Here is a 20475-nt window from a genome sequence, read left to right as displayed (position 1 = left end):
CGTAAATAAGGAATGCGTATGCTTTTTAAGAGATAGGCAGTTTAATATCATGCGCAAGTTCCAATAAATGGTTAAATCCATACTAAAACTAGCGTAAACTTCAATATTCTTCCACTACCGTATCTTTTTTAAGTTAAAAAGTAAGAAAAGCATTCGTAAATAAGGAATGCGTATGCTTTTTAAGAGATAGGCAGTTTAATATCATGCGCAAGTTCCAATAAATGGTTAAATCAATACTGAAACTAGCGTAAATTTCAATATTCTTCCACTACCGTATCTTTTTTAAGGTAAAAAGTAAGAAAAGCATTCGTAAATTAGGAATGCGTATGCTTTTTATCAGATAAGCAGTTTAATATCATGCGCAAGTTCCAATAAATGGTTAAATCCATACTGAAACTAGTGTAAATTTCTATATTCTTCCACTACCGTATCTTTTTTAAGTTAAAATGTAAGAAAAGCATTCGTAAATAAGGAATGCGTATGCTTTTTATCAGATAAGCAGTTTAATATCATGCGTGAATTCCAATAAATGGTTAAATTCTTACTGGAAATTTCAATATTGTCCCACTTGCGTATCTTTTTTAAGTTGAAAAGTGCGAAAAGCATTCGTAAATAAGGAATGCGTATGCTTTTTATCAGATAGGCAGTTTAATATCATGCGTGAATTCCAATAAATGGTTAAATTTCACACTAATACCAACAAAAATTTCAATATTTCCCCACTTTCATATCATTTTTAAGGTAAAAAGTGTGAAAAGCATTCGTAAAGATAAAATCCTCCAAATAAACAAAAAACCATCAAAACAATGTACATTTTGATGGTCATTTCGTATTCCATTTTTAGCGTGTTCATTCATGTTAATAAAATAAACTAACCAAATCAGCACTTTCAATATTTCCAAAGTATTTTTTTACATCGATATGTTCAATTACTTTTTCAATTGCTTCTTTTTCATAACGTGCACCAATTAGGGCATTCTCCACTTCTTCAACATCTCCTGCGCCGAAAAAGTCTCCATAGATTTTGCAATTTTTCACGATGCCCTTTTGAACTTCAAGGCGTAAATCAATTTGTCCGACTGGAAATCTGTGTGAGTGCTGGTAGTTAAATTTCGGTGATTTTCCGTAATTCCAATCCCAGTTTTGATAACGCTCTTTTGATATTTCGTTAATCTTTTTCCAGTCTTCTTCATTGAGATCATAGGTTGGTATTGAATTAGTTCCGTCAAATATATAGCGCAGTAAAAGCTCTCTAAATTGTTCAATTGTAATCTGTTCGTTTAGATATTCGCTAATATTGGCAACTCGACTTCTAATTGATTTGATGCCTTTTGATTCTATTTTATCTTTCCTCACTTTTAATGCAGCCACAACGCTATCAATTTCTGAATCAAATAACAATGTCCCGTGAGAAAACATTCTTCCTTTTGTTGAAAATTGAGCATTACCGGAAATCTTGCGACCGTCACTAGCAATGATATCGTTTCTTCCGCTCAATTCTGCTTTTACTCCAAGCTTTTCAAGTGCTTGTACAACAGGCTCAGTGAACTTTTTGAAGTTATGAAAACTGTCTCCATCATCCTTCGTAATAAAACTAAAATTCAGATTCCCTTCGTCATGGTAAACGGCTCCACCACCTGACAGCCTTCTAACCACATGGATATTGTTTTCTTCAACATAAGAAGTATTAATTTCCTCGATTGTATTTTGATTTTTCCCGATAATAATCGATGGTTCATTTATGTAGAACAACAGATAGGTTTCGTTTGGATCTAAATGTTTTACTGCGTATTCTTCAATTGCTAGATTTATTCTTGGGTCTGTTATTCCTTTAATATCAATAAAAAGCATGAACTTTCCTCCTTAGCTTCATTTCCTACTAGTATCGTATACTTTAATAGTGAGACGCAACTTTTAACTTAATTATAAAACCTCTTCAATAATAGATTCTCCCTCACTTTGATCGACATCGGTCCATTTCCATCTCTCGTGTAACCTAATTCTTCCATCAGCTAAGATTTCTGGAGTTGACTTACACATGCCACCTCTAAGTTCATTATGAACATTAACGTGGTTATATCTAAATTCTAAGCTTCCATTATCATTGACTATCCCAATGAGTGTTCCTTTTACAATTTCCCCACCTTGATAGGAAGCTGAAATGATCTTTCCGTCTTGTTTATAGTTAAAAAAAGTTTCTGAAGACACCTCACCGTTAGCAGTATTGTTAACCGAAACAAATTTTTTACCATGATAATTGATCAATCTATCCCACTCCTTACCATTTTATTTTCTATGATTATACTAGCACATTTAAAGTAACGTGTTTTTTAAGACTTGAAAAATATTAGATAATCTAGTAAACTCATCAAAGTGGTTTAAGAACTAAATTTAATATAACTGTATAACCTCAAGAATATGGCTTGAGGGTCTCTACCAGGAACCTTAAAATCCTGATTACAGAAAAATGAATTTTTTCGTTTTCTGTAATCAGGATTTTTTTATTTTTCTGAAACTTACTCAAATTTGGAAAGGACGGTCAATAAACGATGAATTTCAGAGTGTTTATTCTTGCTTTATCAACGATTGCGGTTGGCTTAGTTGAATTAATTGTAGGTGGAATACTGCCAACGATCGCGAACGATTTTAATATATCGTTAAGTAGTGCTGGTCAACTTATTACTGTTTTTGCCCTCATTTATGCTGTTTCAGGCCCTGTTTTACTTGTGATTACGAGTAAAATGGAGCGAAAAAAGGTATATCTTGCATCATTATTTGTTTTCTTTATAGGTAATATGATGACCTATTTTAGTTATAGCTTTACGTTTATGATGGTCGCTAGGGTTCTAACGGCCATGAGTACAGCGCTTATTGTTGTGCTTTCCTTAACGATTGCGGCTAAAATTGTTGCACCAACACATCGAGCAAAAGCCTTAGGACTGATTTATATGGGGATTAGCTCATCACTTGTTATGGGTGTGCCACTTGGAATTATGATATCCAACACATTTGGCTGGCGTTTTATTTTCCTAGCTATTGCTGTTTTATCAATAGGATCAATTATTCTTATCTCACTCTTTCTAGAGCGAATTCCTGGTGAAAGCAGCATCCCATTATCACAGCAATTAAAAGCAGTAGCCAGCTTGAAGATTGGGAGTGCACATCTTGCTACCATGTTTATGCTAGCAGGACACTATACTCTTTATGCCTATTTTACGCCATTTTTAGAAACAGAGCTTCACCTGGATTATGGTTGGATTAGTATTTGCTATCTATTATTTGGTATTGCAGCAGTCAGTGGTGGTGCATTCGGAGGGATTCTTTCGGATTCAATCGGAGCTAGTAAAAGCATCATCGTTGTTATTAGTTCATTTGCCATTATCTTATTTGTCCTACCTTTTTCTACTTTTTCACTTGTCCTTTTCATACCAGTTATGATGATTTGGGCAGCTCTAAGCTGGAGTTTAGCACCACCACAACAAAGTTACTTGATTCAAACTGATCCAGCGACATCTGACATACAGCAAAGCTTTAATAACTCTGCCTTACAAGTCGGTATTTCACTTGGCTCAGCATTTGGTGGAGGGGTGTTAAGTTATTCTGGTACTGTTGCTCATACTGCATGGTTTGGTGGAGGCATTGTCTTGATTTCCTTACTTTGTGCTGTTTTTTCTTTAACAAGAAACACGATAAATAGAGAACAATCTATGGCTTTTTCTACTGCTCAAAAGTGATTTCATAATCAGTAAGGGTGCATTCTTTGAAAGAGTGCACCTGCTGGTTTGATATAGTTAAACAATGGAACTATGATCCTCCTCGTATTTTCTTCCTTTGAAATGATGAATTTTGCATTCACCTTTTTGTGATTTCATAATTAATTCCTCAAAGATTTATCATAATTAAATTATTCGATTAAGAGTTAGTCAATTTAATAAAATATATGAGTCATTATTTAAATTTAGATAGATGACCAATAATTCGTCATCGATTATAATAAAGAAAAAAGGAGTGATGAAATATGAAGTGGCAGGAAGTTAGAGATTTATTTCCTAATCAATTTGTTTTAGTATCAATCCTTAATTTTCATGAAAAAGATAGTTAAAAAGATTGTAGACGAGGTTGCACCTATTCGTTCAATTCCAGATCAAGATGCTAACAAAGAGTTTTTCAAAGCAGAGCATGGAAACATTGTGTATCATACATCAAATGAATAATGCGTTATTCATATTCGTAGAGATCAATGATGTGAGTGAGACGGATTAAATGAAAATATCCTTATACTAAGTTATTTGATGAAGAATTAGGGTAGCTAGAAATAGAAATTATTATTCTATAAACCATATTTCTTAAAACTCCACTAAAATAAACGTTAATCCCTTGAATCAACGCTTATTTAATAGTTTTAGTTTATTTATTTAAAGAAACTTTCAAATCTTCCCCAATCTCCAGCATCACATTTGAGCGATCTTCAACTGGTGCAAAGATCATGTAAAAGGTACCAAATTCGCTGTCTACTTCTCCCTTACTAAAGTTCGGATCAATTCTTTCACCTGATGCACGCAAGAAAACACCTGATTTTCCTTCAGCAACCGTATATCCAGAGCCTCGATTGATTTGCCTTGCGTTTAAGAATTGATGCTCAAGTTTACTCTTCATTTGATATTTATCACCAAATTGATCTATATAAATCATGTCAGTTCCAGTAATAACTAATCTTGTTTCTAGTTCAGAGTATTCAACTTTCTGAATGGTGTATGTTTCATTTTTATACGAGAATTCTTTGTTTAGGGCAACCGTTTCAACATCTGATATATACGATTTATCAAGTGTGAAGGCGACTGGCCATACTGTTTTCATCTTTTCCGTCTTTTGATAGGACCAGATTGTGATGTTTTCTATTTCTAAACGAATGGCTTGACCTTCATATTCTTTGATTGAATCAAATGATAAAGCAGTAATTACTTTGTTTTCTTTTTTATCATAATGCCTGCTTCCCCATCCGATATTATCTAGTTCCTTTCTTTCTCCACCAGCTGTAACGACATACATTTTACTAAAGCCTTCAAAAAGATCAATCGCATAGTTTTTTAAATTTTTTGTGTCACTTTCAAATGTTACTAAAAGCTTTGTTTCTTTGTTATCTGTTATTACATTTTCAAAATGAACCGTTATATCATGTTTCTTATCAAAGTATGTTTGAGTAATGGCTTGGCCGTGTCCATCCTTTAGTACTGCTTTTAACCCTGGATCATCAATTTTTTCACTTTCAAAAATTTTATCATAAGCCTCTTTAACGGCTGCTCCTACATGTGTAAATGATAATCCCGCTATTCCTATTAAAATTGCTGCTGCAGCTAATGAACGCTTTACGATATTATTACTTTTCCCTTTTTGCTCTTGCTTCACTTGTTTTACACCAAGCTTAGTTCGTTCATGTAAGTTCTTTGGAATCTTTATTTTTTCGATCTCATGCTCGATATTACTCATAAAAGTCAGCCTCCTTGAATTCTTTACGAAGTTTTGCAAGTGCACGATATAGTACAGATTTCACCGAACCTAATGGCATGTCTACGAGCTCTGCAATTTCTTTAAACGAATATCCTTCATAAAACTTAAGCAACACAATACTTCTTTCATGCTCATTCAGCTGCTCTAGTAATTCCTCCAATGTGATCGAAAGCGGAACATCTTCTTCCTCTAACCCAATCCTTTCTTGATACTCAGGTTTCAAGTAAACTACCTTTTTATTTTTACGCATTAAATCCAATGAACAAGTTATAGCAATGCGTATTAACCATGTTTTGAAGTACTCTGGACTTTTCAGAGTGTTGATCTTTTTGAATGATCGATAAGCAACTTCCTGCACAACATCCAAAGCATCACTCTCATTTTTTACATATACATAGGCCATTCGGTAAATATCTTCTTCATATTGCTGAAAAAGCTTTAAAAACGCTTTATCATTACCCTTTTGAGCCTTGTGAACCAACCTAATCATCAAGATTCATCCTCTTTCCTTTTATTTCGTATATCTATTAGACACATTAAAATGTGATTTGGCTTAACTTTTTGAGAATATTTTTGAGAATCCTTTTAATTTTAAAGTAAGAACCTTTTTCATTATGCACTATTGGAATAATGACTGGAGTCAAAAGTTATACGTATCAAATTTGTTTTACTAAGACAAAAAGCCGCATAAAATGTCCCTTTTCTACTTAATCTTAATAAAATTTAAAGACTAATTTACAATACATTAAAATTCATTTTATATGATTAAGAGAATAGCTGATTAGATGAATTTAGGGAGGATCATGTTGTGGAATTGTTGCCAAAGCCATTATTTATGAAGTTCTTAGATAAGTACCCAAAAACGTGGAAATATTTAATCAATGTTGGGCTTTTGATCAAATACAAAACCATTCATCGAGATCGAATTCCCAATAAAATTGCTTTAAGCACGGAAAATTCGTTGTATATTAATTCCGCTGAAAATAGAGGACGAGCGTTATTATTAAAAAACGGTGAAACTCAAACTAGATTAACTAGCTTTTGGAAAGAAGCTGTGATGAATTTCAAACCAACCATTGTGTTAGATGTTGGAGTTAATTATGGAGAGTGTATTTTCTCAACAAATTATGATAAAGAAGTGAAAATATATGGATTTGAAGCAAACGAGAGGTTAATTCCCTTTATTGAGTGTTCTAGGGATGAGCATAAAAACAAGAAGCAAATAAAGATCATTCATGCACTTGCTTCAGATCAAACAAAACCAAAACAATCCTTTTATGTTAATTCGATGTGGTCAGGAACATCTTCAGGTGTAACAACGAAAATGCATAAAGCCATTGAAAGACAAACGATCGACTCAATAAAGGTTGACTCCCTATTCACTGATCAAGAACTACCTCAGGAACGTGTATTATTTAAAGTAGATGTTGAAGGCTTTGAAGCATTTGTGTTAAATGGCATGGAACGCCTTATACAAGAAAGCAAATCCTGTCTTGGGTTTATCGAATTCGATAGCCACTATATTCGAAAGTCAGGCACAGATATTGAGGATTTTTTATTATTTTTAGAGAAGCATTTTGAGATTTATTATTATACCAGTGAAGATCAGTTGATAAAGATGGATAGAGTTTTAATTGAAAATTTTAAGGACATGTTGGGGACAAAAGAGTATCATACAGATTTGGTATTAATGAGGTAAGGTAAGAAAGACATGTAAACACCCGAGACAAGTTAAATCCTTGTGTTTGGGTGTTTTTTTAGTTGGCGGCCCCTATCCAAAATAAATCCATAAACCTAACAAACCAATGGCAAGAATCAGAATGCCAATAAGTATGAATAACACCTTGGTTAAGATAAAGGACTTGTTTAAGAGTTTATGAAGGAGCTTGATGTCCCATAGTACCCAAGAGTAAAACTTGTCATGGTTAATTCAATCATCTTTCTGCCACTCTTTTCTATGGGTTTCCGGTTTGTAATGTAAGATTGCTGAAATGATGTCGAGAATGCCAGCTATTGAAAAAAATAGTCCAATATATAGCTTGATTTTGGATTTCCCAATTCTTTTTACTAAAAATTGCCACGCAATTACATTTTAATGGTAAAAAAAGCACAAGCTATTACTGTTTGACTTGGTTTATCTACGATTTCTGGTGTTTTATCTTCGATTCTGAAGCGTTTATCTTCGATTATAGAGTTTTATCTACGATTTTTAGGAGTTTATCTTCGATTCTACAAAATTCTACAATTTTCTTAATCGACCTAAGCTCAAAATTTATGATTGTCAAGTTCATTTAGTCATTAATAATTTATTCCAAATGATGTAAATTATGTAGGTTGAAATTGAAGTTAGTGCAAATCCTGATTATCTCCATTACTAATTACTCGTAATAAAAGATAAAAAGGAAAACCTACAACACAGGTTTCCCCTATTTTTCCACCTTATATCCCTGTTTTTTGTAGGCTTGTACTTAATCTTTATGGTAAGGTCTCAATCAAAAGTAACAGGTTCTTGTGAATGATACAGATGTTTAAAGGCCAATTGAATTTGTGATTTTGTGATTCGTTCCTCCGAAAGTTGAGGCAGTTGATCCTCAGCAAAAAAGTCCACAGCACTTGTTTCTATTCCTTCTTTTGCTTGTCCACCAATGATTTCACATAGTATGAGGATTTTATAGACGTGATATGGTGATGGAGGATGTGGGTGACATTTCTTATCGAGAATACCAATTAGCTTGACTGCTTTCACATCAAATCCAGATTCTTCTTTTACTTCTTTTACGACAACCTCGCTTGGTGATAAGCCTATATCACCCCAACCACCTGGTAATGACCAACCTCCATCTGTATTTTCTTTTACCATTAAAATTTTATGATCTTTGAAAACAACACCTCTTATGTCTACTTTGGGAGTAGCATAACCTGTTTCATTAGCAAATAGGTGTTTTATCATCTCTTGATCCACATCAGTATGCTGTGACAGGATTTCAATGCTGATTTTTCTTATTAATTCAAACCTCTCTAAGTCATAAATATCTTTTGAATATGTTAAACCTGCCTGTGATATTGCTTGTAGCTGTTTAGCCCATTCGAGCCATTTGGGTTCCATAAAACCACCTCCAACTGAAGTAATTCTTCATGTGACGGTAATTATCCTTTCATTACAAGGACGAATTCCTTATGAGTGAACCACTCTTTTACTCACCCTATTACTCATAAAGCTTAGGAGCTTTATCTTTTTGTGTCCAATATTTAGATCATTCCTACATTAAACAAGGGAAAAAGGTAGATACTAGAAGATGTCGTTAACACATGTGGGAGGGTACTTTGATGAAGCAACGTTATATCGTATTTTACATTTCTCTAGTTGTTCTTTCTTTGGTTGTTATTGCTGGTGTTATTATTCCTAATCAATTAGAACAAATTACGTCGAATATTCAGGGTTTCTTTTCTGATGCATTTGGATGGTATTACCTAATACTAGTCACGATCGTTCTTGTTATCTGTCTATATTTACTTATTTCACCAGTTGGACGAATTAAGCTTGGTAACCAAGATGAAAAGCCTGAGTTTTCTACTCCCACCTGGATTGCCATGTTGTTTAGTGCCGGTATGGGGATCGGGCTTGTGTTTTATGGAACATCAGAACCCATTAGCCATTATGCGATAAGTTCTCCTACTGGTGAAGTTGGGACAAATCAAGCCATTAAAGATGCTCTTCGTTTTACTTTTTTTCATTGGGGTATCCATGCTTGGAGCATATATGCCATAGTTGCTCTATCCATTGCTTATTTTCATTTTAGACACAAGAAATTGAGTTTAATAAGTGCAACTTTAGAGCCCATTTTCGGTGATAAGGTAAACGGTAAAACAGGAAAAGCTATTGACACCTTTGCTGTCTTGGCAACTGTTCTTGGTGTGGCGGCCTCACTTGGATTCGGAGCGGTACAAATTAATGGTGGCTTGGCTTATCTTTTTCAAGTACCTAAAACGGTTGGGGTACAATTTTTAATTATTGCTATTGTTACGGTTCTCTTTTTAGTTTCTGCAATGTCTGGTTTAGGTAAGGGAATCAAGATATTAAGTAATACAAATATGATTTTAGCTGCTACTCTATTGCTACTCATGTTTATCTTCGGTCCAACGTTATTTATCTTGAACTTGCTTACTGATACGATTGGGACCTATATTCAAACATTACCACAAATGAGCTTTAGAATTGCCCCATTAAACGAGGATATTCGTGGATGGATTAATGGGTGGACCATTTTTTATTGGTCCTGGTGGATTGCATGGTCACCTTTTGTAGGAGTCTTTATTGCCCGAGTTTCAAGAGGAAGGAGTATTAGGGAATTTGTTTTCTATGTACTGCTAGTACCTACAATCATTGTTTTTGTCTGGTTCTCAGTTTTTGGAGGATCTGCTATTGCACTTGAACATAATGGAATTGCACAAATATCGAGTTTATCTGCCGAAGAATCGTTATTTGGAGTTTTTTCTAATTATCCATTTTCACTAGTTACATCCTTTACAGCCATGGTGCTTATTGGGTCATTTTTCATTACTTCTGCCGATTCAGGGACGTATGTGCTAGGAATGATGACAACAAATGGTTCACACTCACCTGGAAAAAAGGTGAAATTTACATGGGGAATCTTACTTTCTGCCATTGCACTTGCGCTTTTATATACAGGAGGTCTTCAAGCATTACAAAATATGATGATCATCGCTGCTTTACCATTTTCAATTATTATCGCTTTGATGGCCATCAGCTTATTGAAGGCTTTAAGTGAAGAAGCGAAACAGCTTGGTATAGGTAGGATAAAAAAGAGGAAGGCTTAACTAACAAACGACATAGTATCTGCTGCTATGTCGTTTGTATTTTTTTTATATGGGTTAAGCATACATTTATGCTTTAAAATCAAATTCTTTATTTCGTTACCTTAATATTTTTAAACTCATTCCGGTTAAATAACTCATTTAGTGTTTGCTGTGTTGCCATTCCATTTATAGAAACAAATCCATCGTTACTTATACGAACTTCAATTTTATTTTCTATTGTGTGTAATTGATCTTCAAGATGTTTATAGGAAGTTGTTAAGAAGTGATACCTTTGATTGGACGAACCTACCCATGGACGACTTAAATCTAACTGATCCTTTATAAATGGTCCGTCAATCAATAAATCTGTTGAGGTAAGCAAGTCTTGGCATTCTTTCCTTATTTGTAGATTTTCATATAGGTAACCCGAAAACGTCATCACCGTTAACCCTAGTTCCTTTACCTTTTGTGCAAGCTTTCCTAGTGGTTCCGCCTGATCAAAAGGTTCCCCACCAAGAAATGTTACACCCTCAATATTATTTTCTAGTTTACTTTTCTTAATTTCCAGAAAAAGTTCTTCAACAGTTATTGTTGTCCCGTTCTTCTTAGACCATGTCCAAGGAACGCCACATCCTTCACAATGGATAGAACAGCCTTGTACCCATAAACAAAACCTTTTTCCTGGTCCCTCGACAGTTGTTAATGGCAAAAAACGGTGAATGATTAGTTTCATTAGAAATCAACTATTCTACCTTCTGATTTTTTTGCTGGTTGTATACTATGGGTTTCGGGAAACTTCAAGTGTGGTTTTATTTTTTCAATAAGATGTGGTTTAACTGATAGAACTTCAACAAAATGATCAAATGATTGAAATCCGTTTTCTTGGCTTCTTACCAATACTACTTTTTTAGCATAAATAGTGCCTATTCCAGGTACTTTTGCAATTTCTTGTTCAGACGCAGTGTTAATATCTACAATTTGAATTTCTGAGGAAGTTTCTTTATTTACCATTTTTTGTTGTTCATGAAGAACAGTAGAATTTGTGTTGTCCCTTTTTTCACTAGCTGTTGTTGTCCCATATTCTTGTGCAATTTTTTGTTTAAGGGATTCAATTTCTTTTGCTTTATGCCCAGAGGAGATTTTTGCTTCAAGTCTTAATAAATACTCTGGTCTTATTTTAAATACATGAACAATGGAAGCAATCCATCCTAATAGATAAGCACCTAATGTTACATCATAAACCCAATGTTCAGTTGGAAACGATTCTGATACAACCATAACTAATATAAATAAAATTGAATAAATAATGCCCGCAATAAACCATTTTCTCTGTTTTACTTTATAAGAAATATAATAGAATGAAATATAGTTCAATGCTCCAAACGTTAGGATTGCCCATAACATCCAGATTGAGTGTCTAAATTCCCACCCTTTCCCTTTTTCGGTAATTTGAGCCATCCATTATTCCCCCTTTAAAATCTGCTTATTTTGGTAAATTGTTTGTATATCAGCTTCATAGTATTCCTGAGTAAAACCTGAATCAATTGATTCTGCATCAAGTAATTCTTCAAGAAGTTCAATATATTGAAGACATTCTTTCCCTTTAATTCCAACTGTCTCTGCAAAGATATTGCCATCTTCAGTTATTTTTATTTTAATCTGTTTATCTTCCATATTCTCACCTACCAATTGTGTTTACATTAAAGGTTAGTAAGATTGAGCGATCTTGCTGAATTTCTTCTGATTCTAGCTCTAACCCTTTTTGACTAGCTTGCTGTATTAGTTTCTTGTATGTTTCTTGCTGAATCAAGTACTTATATTCTGAGTGTAAGTTTTCGAGAAATTCCAGCGCATCTTGTTGTTCTACACTTTCATCAAATACAGCTTCAAAAATATCGTGTTCGTTTTGTTGAAAATAAATCTTAATATCTCCTATCTCAGTTTGATAGTTTTGTTGATTTATTTCATGTACATTGCACCCATATTGTTCAATGGCCTTCTGTAATAAATGTTGACGTTTCATAACTGTTTGGATTTTATATGTATTCCCACCTTGCTTGTGTTTTTCAATCATAGAACCGACAGATTGGGCAACAGCAATTCCTACAGGTATGAGTACTAATTCGATACTCACCTTACCATCTACCTTTCATTTGAACTTATTAAAAGTCAATCGTGCGTCCACCACGTGATTTTTTAATATCATGATTATCGTTAATAGTAACACTCTCGTCATTTTCCTGGTATTCTGCTCGATCTTCCTGTGGTGTTGCGGCTACTGCTCTTACATTAGCCCAATCACGGATTCTTTTAATTTGCTCTGCCTGGGTAACTGATAATGGGACAATTTGCTTAGATGTTTTTTCAAAATCAGCAAAAACAACACTTCTTTCATCGTAAAATGCTTCAAATAGACCATTAATCACGACTTGTTCAATCTCTGCACCAACAAACCCCTCAGTTAATTCTGCAAGTTGATTCAAAGTCTCTTCAGTTATTTCAAAGTTACCAGAAACAGTTGGTTCCTTTAATCTTTTTTTCAAGTGCAATCTAAAAATCTCAACTCTCTCTCGATGAGTTGGCAAATCTACGAAGAAAATTTCATCAAATCTTCCTTTACGTAGCATTTCTGGTGGCAAGCTCGCAATATTATTAGCTGTTGCGATGACGAATACAGGCTTTTCCTTTTCTTGCATCCATGTTAAAAAATGACCAAAAATACGGGAAGTCGTTCCACTATCCCCAGATGAACTTAATCCACTGAAACCTTTTTCGATCTCATCAATCCATAAAATAGAAGGCGCAATTGCCTCAGCAGTTTTTATAGCTTTTCGCATATTCTCTTCACTACTTCCAACAATGCCGCTAAATATTTTTCCAATATCTAGTCTTAACAGCGGAAGTTGCCACATTTCACTAATGGATTTACTAATTAAACTCTTTCCACACCCAGGTACACCTGTAATCAGCACACCTTTTGGAGAAGGCAAGCCATAAATTTGTGCGGACTCCATCCAAGATTTATTTCTCTTTCGAAGCCACCGCTTTAAATTTTCAAGTCCTCCAACGTCTTTCATGTCTAAACTGCTATTAACAAATTCAAGAATGCCCGTTTTTTTAATTATCTGCTCTTTTTCTTCCAAAATAACATCTACATCATCAATTGATAGCTTTCCATCTTCTACCATCGCTCTAGCAAAAGCATTTTCAGCCTCAGATAATGTAAGTCCCAATGCTGCTTTTACCAATTTTTCTTTTTCGTCATCATTTAAATTAATTTCAATACGTCCACTCGTTTTATTCACTTCAATCATTTCATCCAAACTTTGCTTAATTTCTTTAAAAGTAGGTAAGTCAAAGTCAACAATTGTAATATCTTTTTCAAGATCAAGTGGCAACCTTAATACAGGAGAAAGAAAAACAACGTTTTTGGGATTAGGACTCTGTTTTAAACTCGAGCATATATCTCTTAACTTACGTATGATTTGATAATCTGGAAGACGTCCTTCGTCTCCAAAATAAATATGAAAGTCTTGTAAAACAAATATAGCTGGTTCTGAATAATTCTCGATATATTCCAATGCCTTTAGTGCAGATTTAGTATCTGCTTTTTGAGTTTCTTCCTCCCCAGAAAACCCTTTTGTTACTTTCCACGTAATGACTTTTCTCTGCGTTTTAATTAATTCCCGATCAGAAGCAATTGAATGAATTAACGAAAGCGCCCTGTCCTCTTCCCATGTTGATAAATACAGAAAAGGAAAACGCGCTTTGAATAAATTGGCTATTAATCTCTTTTTATCCGTTTTTTTCACTACGATGAATCCTCCCACTATTCGCTGCTAAATAACTAGTTCCTTTTTCTCTAATCTTCCAATAATATTATATAAAATACTGTAAAAAAAGACCATCTTTAAAATAGATACATATTTTTTCTAGTCTTTTTAATCTACTAATTTGGATAAAACAAAGTGTTCTTCTACAAAAAATTTGAAGCAAATTAAAAAAGACAACGTTTATCACGTTGTCCTGTCTTTATTAACCCTTTTTGATTATTAACATCGCATTCGCATTTGTCATAAATTCATATGAAACATTCACTTCTTCAACCCTACAGCCATTCATAGCTAAGTACTCTTTTATCTTTTCTAAATGCTCATATCTTTTCCCTTCTAAATCAACTAAAGGGAAAATACGAACTTCCTCTCTTGTTACCCTTAGTAACTCATTTAGTGTTTCGATGTGGAACTGATACCCTAAGCGGTCTCCATACATAAATAGAAAATGAGCAGAAAGTGTCATATCAAATTGTTCTGTATCAAATGGCAACGAAGGTAAAGTAGCAGGAATATATCTTTCCTCCGATTTACTCATATCAAGAGCACAATCTTGTAGAGCTCTAATACGATGGTTTCTAAGCTGTTCTATACTCTTAAAATAATTCCATTTAAACTTATTTTTCGCTTTTTGGATACTTTCCATTGCATGTTCAACATCTTGTAGGCCTTTATTTTTAAGGTCTTCAAAGGAATGATCATACGCAATATCACAGGCTGTAACGTCTAAACCAGCTTTGTTACCTCCTGCAGTAAATGAACAAGCCCCTGCTGGACAATCGAGTATTTTCTTTCCTTTAAGCTCTTCTTCTGAAAGAGAAAACATATCCAAATACTCTTCAAAGGTTCTTCCAATAAAAATAATACGCTCTAAATCTAATTTTGTACTCTGCTCAACTTTACTCAACTATACTCACCTCTTGTCAAAGATTAGTGTTATATTAACACGATCAATTGGAAATGTTAACCTTTTTTAACTTCAAAATTATCCTCATTTGTTTGACAAAGTTTTTCTATTATTTTACATTTTTTGTAATTCTTAAATAATTTTAAAAATTCAATTGAATAATATTTTATATCATATTACTGTAAAAATGTACCAAATAAATTACGAAGGGAAGAAAACGTTTATGAAAAGTAAAATCGAAACACTTCCAACATATCGAGTAGCTTATCTTCGACGAGTTGGACCATATGGATCTGCAAATCATGAAGTGATGGAGAAATTAAAAGCATGGGCTAAAGAGAAAAAACTTCTTGATTCGGCAACAATTTTTGCCATTCCACAAGATAACCCTGAAACAACACTTCCTGAGAACTGTAGATTTGATGCTTGCATTGTGGTTTCAGAGGAATTTCAACTAGATGATACAATTATGGAAAATGAACTACCGGGTGGAAGATACCTCGTTTACAAAGTGGAACATACCACAGAAGAAATTCAAAAAGCATATAAGGAGATATTTTCATCCCTACAAAGCAATGGATATCAATTTGACAACAAACCAATTATGGAGAGATATGTAGGTGATATGACCTCTAATCCTTATTGTGAAATTTGTGTACCTTTGAAACAGTAGTTTCCTGTTAAGAAAAGAACAAGCTGCTACATCAGAAATAGCAACTTGTTCTTCTTTTATAGATATAATCATCAATTTCCCCCTGCTAGCGTATATGCAAAGCTATGATTGATAGCTTTACTGATAGTGACCAACTAATTTTTTTTCGTTCCTAATTTCGAATTTATCACATCGAACTTTCCTTTTGAATCGGATATTTTCTGTGTTCCATCGATTGAAAGGCTTTATATAATCGAACCGCAAGAAATCCTGCAATAATAGCGATAACAAGATCTCCAGCTATGCTATAGACAAAACCAATCATTACAGCATGTGCGAAGCTGCTTTCAAAACCCATCCACGTATTTAAGGCTATATATAAGTAAATGACACCAAAAAAATAAACAACGGCTAAGCCAGCAAAATTTGCGATAATAAAATGAAAGATTTTAGGGTTTGACACTCGCTCTACAATTGCTCCAACAACATAAGCACCTGCCATAAATCCGATTAAATAGCCAAATGTGGGTTGTAATACATACCCAATTCCTCCCCCTTGAGTAAAAACAGGTAATCCAGCTAAGCCAATCGCTACATAAATCAACTGACTCTGAAATCCTTTTTTACTGCCTAGCAAACTACCAGCTAAAAAGACAAATAACACCTGTAGAGTGAACGGAACATACGGCAATGGAATCTTGATAAAAGCACCTATCGCTGAAAGTGAAGCAAATAAAGACACGGTTACCAATGATACAGTTGAGCTCTTTTTCATTTTAAAAGCACCTCGTCATTACACTACTGTTTTCAAAAAAACTTTGTATGCTGTCACTTGCTACTTGAATCATTTTGTCTATTTCTTCTTTCTCGATCACGTATGGCGGCATGAAATAAAGAACATTTCCAAGTGGTCTTAATAACAAGCCTTTCTCTAAAGCAATTCGATAGATTTGATACCCCACTCGTTCTTTGCTTGGAAAGGGCTCTTTTGTCTCCTTATCTCTGACTAACTCAATAGCACCGACCATACCAATTTGTCTATATTCACCAACATACGGTAAATCTGAAAACTCTTGAGATGCTTTTTCCCGCATATAGATACTCTTTACTTGGTTTTCCTTAATGATATTTTCTTCCTCAAAGATGTTTAAAACCTCAAGGGCTACCCTGCAGGCTAATGGATTTCCTGTATAGCTGTGAGAATGTAAAAAAGCTTTCATACTTGCGTAATCATCATAAAAAGCCTCGTACACATCATCTGTGGTCATCACAACAGATAATGGTAAATATCCACCAGTTAACCCCTTTGATAAACACATGAAGTCTGGTGTAATGCCGGCTTGTTCACAAGCAAACAAAGTTCCTGTTCGGCCAAATCCAACTGCTACTTCATCAGCAATTAAATGAACATCATATTGTAAACATAACTCCTTTAATTTTTTTAAATAGGAAGGTGGATACATTTTCATTCCTGCAGCTGCTTGAATTAAAGGCTCTATAATGATCGCTGTAATTTCTTCAGCATGCTTCTCTAGCTGCTCTTCAACAAACGAGATACATGGGGTGTCGCAATGATTTGGTGTTTGATTAAATGGACATCGATAACAATCCGGTCCTTGTGCTCTGACTGTGTTTAGTAAAAGAGGTTGAAAGACTTCGTTATACAAGCTCACCCCTCCTACTAAAAGTGCTCCAAGTGTTTCTCCATGATAGGCATCTGTTAAGGAAAGGAATCGTTTTTTATTTGGTTTATTTTTTTGCATATGATACTGAAAGCTCATTTTTAATGCTACTTCAATGGCTGATGAACCGTTATCAGCAAAAAAGACTTTGTTCAAGCCTTTTGGTGTGTATTTCACTAATTTTTCAGCAAGTAAAATAGCAGGTTCATGCGTAAAGTTTGCAAAAATAACATGTTCAAGTTCAAAAGCCTGCTGCGATAAAGCCTGACTAATTCTTTGATTTGAATGCCCGAATAAATTTACCCACCATGATGAAACCGCATCCATGTACTGTTTTCCATTTTCATCGTATAAATAAATTCCATCCCCCTTTTTAATCACAATCGGAGGAAACTCTTCATAGTCCTTCATTTGTGAGCATGGGTGCCAGATATGATTTACATCTCTTTTTTGTAAGTTTGAAGAATTCATAGGCTAGCCACCCTTTCAAATAGTTCATCGATGTTGTTGATTTCTAATTCTTTAAGGTCAGTAAGATTTTTTAATTGCGGCATAATCATAGACGGTATACTCGTCATTTTATGAATCGTTCGGATATTCTCAATCTCAAGTTCGGTGTTAGTAAACTGGTTAAAGATTACTCCTTTAATTGGTATGTTTCTATTGGTAAGTGACTCGATAGAAAGTAACGTATGATTGATTGTACCTAACGAGCTTCTCGCAACTAATATAACGGGTAACCGCGATTCTTCAATGAGTTTGAGAAAATGAAAGTTTTCATTTATCGGAACAAATAAGCCACCTGCTCCTTCACAAATAACATACTGATAAAGAGCTTTCATTTTATCAATATGTTGTAATATGACACCCTCATCAATAAGTGCATTCTCGAGCCTTGCTGCATAATGAGGAGAAGCCGGCTCTTTAAAAGAATATGTATTTAAATGTTCTTTTACTAGGGGAACCCTGCTGTAAGTTTGATAGAATTCAGTGTCAGCATAATATGAACGGGATTTTTCCTGAACAAGGCCTGTTTGAACAGGCTTGTAAGCTAGTGTTTTCCCCTTTTTTTGAAAATATCGTAATAAAAAAGTAGTTACAACTGTTTTTCCAACGTCAGTATCAGTCCCTACAACCCAAAAGTGATTTGCCATCGATACCCCTCCATATGTTAACCTATAATATTTTTAGGTTAACATATATTTAGAGTTTTTTGGAATACCTATTTTAAGTTTTAGGAAAATAATCCCTTATAGTAATAAATAACCTATTCTTCTAACTCAGAACTACAGTATTCATCATCACATTTAGTATGTTAACCACTCATTCCCCACACTACGATGTATCCACTATCTCCATTACCCCAATTCTTTTTTCAATAGATAGGTTGTTTCAGCGAACGAACGGTGTAAACTGATTACCCTTTTATTAAAACCTCTCTTAAAGACGACTCCTTCTCTATTCTTGTGAACTACGAAATAAGACAGGTTTAAAAGATTTAAAAAAGGGTAAATAAAAAACATATTAAAAATGGAAAAAGGGTCCATTTTTTATAATCCTTCAAAACTATTAAGTAAAAAACGTGGAAAATTCAAATCAAATATGTCACATATTTTTAAGGAAGATACTATTGAAATTAGGATCAAAAGTAATTTATAAAGGTGAAATTTATTTCTTTTTTTATGACCATGATAATGGACTTTGTGAGCTACAACATTCAAAAACGTACGAAATAACATTAGCAAGAAAGGAAGATTTAATTTTTGTTATCAAATGAATGTTGAGCTAAGCTGGAGTTTATTATAGAGGAGACTTACATGACTGAAAGGACTCTATTCGATTATGGAAACTCCTTTCAATTACCAAAAGAACATGATGAACTGATGATAATAATCAGGTTATCATGTTCTTTTGGGTTTCTACACATAGAAGGAATCACAGCTGGACCGAAAAATAAACGATTTTACATGGTAGTGTCGTCATTCCAAGCACATCATATTATTGGTGCAAATGGTTGTGGTAAGTCCAACCTACTTAAAACAACGGCTACCTAAATTTCTATCCACTCGGTATAATTTTTATTGTTCAAACAATAACGATTGCATCAAATATCGTTTCGAAATGAGTGCGTGCAATTATGCTATTTTATGATTGGTGTGTCTTTGCCACTGTTATTATTTTTGTTGACATTTATTAGAAGAAAATTCGGTAGGTTGTAATGTAATTCATATAAATCGTTTACTTTGGTTATAATAAGGGCAAAAATCCTCTTGGGGGTCAAGCAATGGATAGAATTAGTGAATTTGACCAAATCGTAAATGAACGAAAACACAGTACTGAACTCCTTAATAGCTATTGGACAGAATACTCTGGACCATCTACTTGGCAATTTTGGTTGTTACTATTGCTATTTCTCCTCCCTTTGGTAGTAACGTACTTTAAAATTGACCGAAATAAAGCGTTTGAGATCGGCTTTTACGGTTACAGTATTCACATTTTAATTAGTCTTGGTGATTTATATGGAATTAACATGGGGTATTGGAATTATCCATATCAAATCATACCATCCTTACCCAGCCTTTCAATCGATACCTCTTTAGTGCCGGTTTGTTACCTGTTCGTCTATCAATTTACTTTGAAAAATAAAACTAAGTTCTATTTGTACTCTGTTTTAGTTTCTGTAATATTTGCTTTTGTAATTAAACCTATAATGGTCCAAACAGGATTTTTTAAAATGTATCAAAACGTGAATTACATTCACTTATTTCTTTTGTACTTACTGCTATTTTTAGCGGCGAGATTTATTTCTTATATTTTTAAGAGATTAAATAAAGAGACCTCAAAATAAGCTGCGTTTATTTTTTTATGAACGACAGTATTTGGTCTTTTCATGTATTTTTGTCGTTCATACCGGCTATGAACGACATTACTCACTCTTTTCCTGTCACTTTTGTCGTTCATACTACTGATGAACGACATTACTCTCTCTTTTCCTGTCACTTTTGTCGTTCATACTACTGATGAACGACATTACTCACTCTTTTCCTGTCACTTTTGTCGTTCATACTACTGATG

At 34.1% G+C, this 20475-nt stretch carries 20 protein-coding genes, 1 pseudogene and 1 riboswitch; of the genes and pseudogenes, 7 read left to right on the top strand and 14 right to left on the bottom strand.

Annotated elements, in window-relative coordinates; translation table 11 throughout:
* Positions 1–858: 858 nt before the first annotated feature.
* Both ACEWK1_RS02515 and ACEWK1_RS02510 read right to left on the bottom strand, forming a co-directional pair.
* Positions 859–1851 (bottom strand): lipoate--protein ligase, encoded by a 993-nt coding sequence (locus ACEWK1_RS02515; protein WP_416635611.1) that lies wholly within the window; start codon positions 1849–1851, stop codon positions 859–861.
* Between the two features lie 72 nt (positions 1852–1923).
* A complete protein-coding gene (locus ACEWK1_RS02510; protein WP_251405394.1) occupies positions 1924–2265 on the bottom strand; it encodes a n-acetylglutamate synthase in 342 nt (113 codons plus the stop codon).
* Positions 2266–2380: 115 nt separating this feature from the next.
* Positions 2381–2480, top strand: a riboswitch (purine riboswitch).
* 69 nt (positions 2481–2549) lie between these two features.
* On the opposite strand from ACEWK1_RS02510, the gene ACEWK1_RS02505 reads away from it, so the two are divergent.
* Together ACEWK1_RS02505 and ACEWK1_RS02500 are read left to right on the top strand one after the other, a co-directional pair.
* Positions 2550–3734 (top strand): MFS transporter, encoded by a 1185-nt coding sequence (locus tag ACEWK1_RS02505; RefSeq protein WP_212138212.1) that lies wholly within the window; start codon positions 2550–2552, stop codon positions 3732–3734.
* 284 nt (positions 3735–4018) lie between these two features.
* Positions 4019–4214, top strand: a pseudogene (locus ACEWK1_RS02500) (hypothetical protein).
* A 193-nt stretch (positions 4215–4407) separates the two neighbouring features.
* Here the strand turns inward: ACEWK1_RS02500 and ACEWK1_RS02495 are convergent.
* Both ACEWK1_RS02495 and ACEWK1_RS02490 read right to left on the bottom strand, forming a co-directional pair.
* Positions 4408–5487 carry a hypothetical protein gene (locus tag ACEWK1_RS02495; RefSeq protein WP_212138213.1) on the bottom strand — a complete coding sequence of 360 codons (1080 nt, stop codon included), beginning with the start codon at positions 5485–5487 and terminating at the stop codon, positions 4408–4410.
* A complete protein-coding gene (locus tag ACEWK1_RS02490) occupies positions 5480–5998 on the bottom strand; it encodes a sigma-70 family RNA polymerase sigma factor (RefSeq protein ID WP_212138349.1) in 519 nt (172 codons plus the stop codon). The genes ACEWK1_RS02495 and ACEWK1_RS02490 overlap by 8 nt, the downstream gene beginning before the upstream one ends.
* Before the next feature lie 318 nt (positions 5999–6316).
* Here ACEWK1_RS02490 and ACEWK1_RS02485 point away from each other — a divergent pair, with 318 nt between their 5' ends.
* The gene (locus tag ACEWK1_RS02485; protein ID WP_416635608.1) at positions 6317–7207 is read left to right on the top strand and encodes an FkbM family methyltransferase; all 891 of its coding nucleotides are present in this window, start codon (positions 6317–6319) and stop codon (positions 7205–7207) included.
* A gap of 789 nt (positions 7208–7996) precedes the next feature.
* Here the strand turns inward: ACEWK1_RS02485 and ACEWK1_RS02480 are convergent.
* Positions 7997–8614: an NUDIX hydrolase gene (locus ACEWK1_RS02480; RefSeq protein WP_212138215.1), complete on the bottom strand. Its 618-nt coding sequence runs from the start codon at positions 8612–8614 to the stop codon at positions 7997–7999.
* A 221-nt stretch (positions 8615–8835) separates the two neighbouring features.
* On the opposite strand from ACEWK1_RS02480, the gene ACEWK1_RS02475 reads away from it, so the two are divergent.
* Positions 8836–10347 (top strand): glycine betaine uptake BCCT transporter, encoded by a 1512-nt coding sequence (locus ACEWK1_RS02475; protein ID WP_212138216.1) that lies wholly within the window; start codon positions 8836–8838, stop codon positions 10345–10347.
* A gap of 88 nt (positions 10348–10435) precedes the next feature.
* Here ACEWK1_RS02475 and ACEWK1_RS02470 read toward each other — a convergent pair whose 3' ends face one another.
* From ACEWK1_RS02470 to ACEWK1_RS02445, 6 genes are all read right to left on the bottom strand, one after another.
* Positions 10436–11059 carry a 4Fe-4S single cluster domain-containing protein gene (locus ACEWK1_RS02470; RefSeq protein WP_121661991.1) on the bottom strand — a complete coding sequence of 208 codons (624 nt, stop codon included), beginning with the start codon at positions 11057–11059 and terminating at the stop codon, positions 10436–10438.
* Positions 11059–11784, bottom strand: a complete 726-nt coding sequence (locus ACEWK1_RS02465) for a ComEA family DNA-binding protein (protein WP_212138217.1) — start codon at positions 11782–11784, stop codon at positions 11059–11061. Before ACEWK1_RS02465 ends, ACEWK1_RS02470 begins: the two co-directional genes overlap by 1 nt.
* A gap of 3 nt (positions 11785–11787) precedes the next feature.
* Positions 11788–12000, bottom strand: coding sequence for a DUF2997 domain-containing protein (locus ACEWK1_RS02460; protein ID WP_121661993.1), 213 nt, complete (start codon positions 11998–12000; stop codon positions 11788–11790).
* Positions 12001–12004: 4 nt separating this feature from the next.
* Positions 12005–12460, bottom strand: a complete 456-nt coding sequence (locus ACEWK1_RS02455; RefSeq protein WP_212138218.1) for a hypothetical protein — start codon at positions 12458–12460, stop codon at positions 12005–12007.
* A 28-nt stretch (positions 12461–12488) separates the two neighbouring features.
* The gene (locus tag ACEWK1_RS02450; RefSeq protein ID WP_212138219.1) at positions 12489–14138 is read right to left on the bottom strand and encodes an AAA family ATPase; all 1650 of its coding nucleotides are present in this window, start codon (positions 14136–14138) and stop codon (positions 12489–12491) included.
* A 223-nt stretch (positions 14139–14361) separates the two neighbouring features.
* On the bottom strand, positions 14362–15066 hold the full coding sequence (locus tag ACEWK1_RS02445; RefSeq protein WP_121661996.1) for an SAM-dependent methyltransferase: 705 nt from the start codon (positions 15064–15066) through the stop codon (positions 14362–14364).
* Positions 15067–15289: 223 nt separating this feature from the next.
* Here ACEWK1_RS02445 and ACEWK1_RS02440 point away from each other — a divergent pair, with 223 nt between their 5' ends.
* Positions 15290–15739, top strand: coding sequence for an AraC family transcriptional regulator (locus ACEWK1_RS02440; protein ID WP_212138220.1), 450 nt, complete (start codon positions 15290–15292; stop codon positions 15737–15739).
* A 166-nt stretch (positions 15740–15905) separates the two neighbouring features.
* Here ACEWK1_RS02440 and ACEWK1_RS02435 read toward each other — a convergent pair whose 3' ends face one another.
* The 3 genes from ACEWK1_RS02435 to bioD are packed head-to-tail and all read right to left on the bottom strand — an operon-like array spanning position 15906 to position 18554.
* Positions 15906–16493, bottom strand: coding sequence for a biotin transporter BioY (locus ACEWK1_RS02435; protein WP_212138221.1), 588 nt, complete (start codon positions 16491–16493; stop codon positions 15906–15908).
* A gap of 1 nt (position 16494) precedes the next feature.
* A complete protein-coding gene (gene bioA, locus ACEWK1_RS02430; RefSeq protein ID WP_416635602.1) occupies positions 16495–17871 on the bottom strand; it encodes an adenosylmethionine--8-amino-7-oxononanoate transaminase in 1377 nt (458 codons plus the stop codon).
* Positions 17868–18554, bottom strand: coding sequence for a dethiobiotin synthase (gene bioD / locus ACEWK1_RS02425; protein ID WP_212138223.1), 687 nt, complete (start codon positions 18552–18554; stop codon positions 17868–17870). Before bioD ends, bioA begins: the two co-directional genes overlap by 4 nt.
* A gap of 663 nt (positions 18555–19217) precedes the next feature.
* On the opposite strand from bioD, the gene ACEWK1_RS02420 reads away from it, so the two are divergent.
* Together ACEWK1_RS02420 and ACEWK1_RS02415 are read left to right on the top strand one after the other, a co-directional pair.
* Positions 19218–19454, top strand: coding sequence for a hypothetical protein (locus ACEWK1_RS02420; RefSeq protein ID WP_416635600.1), 237 nt, complete (start codon positions 19218–19220; stop codon positions 19452–19454).
* Positions 19455–19684: 230 nt separating this feature from the next.
* On the top strand, positions 19685–20248 hold the full coding sequence (locus ACEWK1_RS02415) for a CBO0543 family protein (protein WP_416635598.1): 564 nt from the start codon (positions 19685–19687) through the stop codon (positions 20246–20248).
* Positions 20249–20475: the final 227 nt, after the last annotated feature.

Origin of the sequence: Metabacillus sp. YM-086, assembly GCF_048059995.1 — a bacterium.
GTDB lineage: Bacteria > Bacillota > Bacilli > Bacillales > Bacillaceae > Metabacillus > Metabacillus litoralis_B.
This window is presented reverse-complemented; position numbering and strand designations above follow the sequence as displayed.

Coding starts and splice junctions, on each gene's coding strand:
- ACEWK1_RS02515 (WP_416635611.1), bottom strand. CDS start 1,851: ATGCTTTTTATTGATATTAAAGGAATAACAGACCCAAGAATAAATCTA.
- ACEWK1_RS02505 (WP_212138212.1), top strand. CDS start 2,550: ATGAATTTCAGAGTGTTTATTCTTGCTTTATCAACGATTGCGGTTGGC.
- ACEWK1_RS02495 (WP_212138213.1), bottom strand. CDS start 5,487: ATGAGTAATATCGAGCATGAGATCGAAAAAATAAAGATTCCAAAGAAC.
- ACEWK1_RS02490 (WP_212138349.1), bottom strand. CDS start 5,998: ATGATTAGGTTGGTTCACAAGGCTCAAAAGGGTAATGATAAAGCGTTT.
- ACEWK1_RS02480 (WP_212138215.1), bottom strand. CDS start 8,614: ATGGAACCCAAATGGCTCGAATGGGCTAAACAGCTACAAGCAATATCA.
- ACEWK1_RS02475 (WP_212138216.1), top strand. CDS start 8,836: ATGAAGCAACGTTATATCGTATTTTACATTTCTCTAGTTGTTCTTTCT.
- ACEWK1_RS02470 (WP_121661991.1), bottom strand. CDS start 11,059: ATGAAACTAATCATTCACCGTTTTTTGCCATTAACAACTGTCGAGGGA.
- ACEWK1_RS02465 (WP_212138217.1), bottom strand. CDS start 11,784: ATGGCTCAAATTACCGAAAAAGGGAAAGGGTGGGAATTTAGACACTCA.
- ACEWK1_RS02460 (WP_121661993.1), bottom strand. CDS start 12,000: ATGGAAGATAAACAGATTAAAATAAAAATAACTGAAGATGGCAATATC.
- ACEWK1_RS02440 (WP_212138220.1), top strand. CDS start 15,290: ATGAAAAGTAAAATCGAAACACTTCCAACATATCGAGTAGCTTATCTT.
- ACEWK1_RS02435 (WP_212138221.1), bottom strand. CDS start 16,493: ATGAAAAAGAGCTCAACTGTATCATTGGTAACCGTGTCTTTATTTGCT.
- bioA (WP_416635602.1), bottom strand. CDS start 17,871: ATGAATTCTTCAAACTTACAAAAAAGAGATGTAAATCATATCTGGCAC.
- bioD (WP_212138223.1), bottom strand. CDS start 18,554: ATGGCAAATCACTTTTGGGTTGTAGGGACTGATACTGACGTTGGAAAA.
- ACEWK1_RS02420 (WP_416635600.1), top strand. CDS start 19,218: ATGACTGAAAGGACTCTATTCGATTATGGAAACTCCTTTCAATTACCA.
- ACEWK1_RS02415 (WP_416635598.1), top strand. CDS start 19,685: ATGGATAGAATTAGTGAATTTGACCAAATCGTAAATGAACGAAAACAC.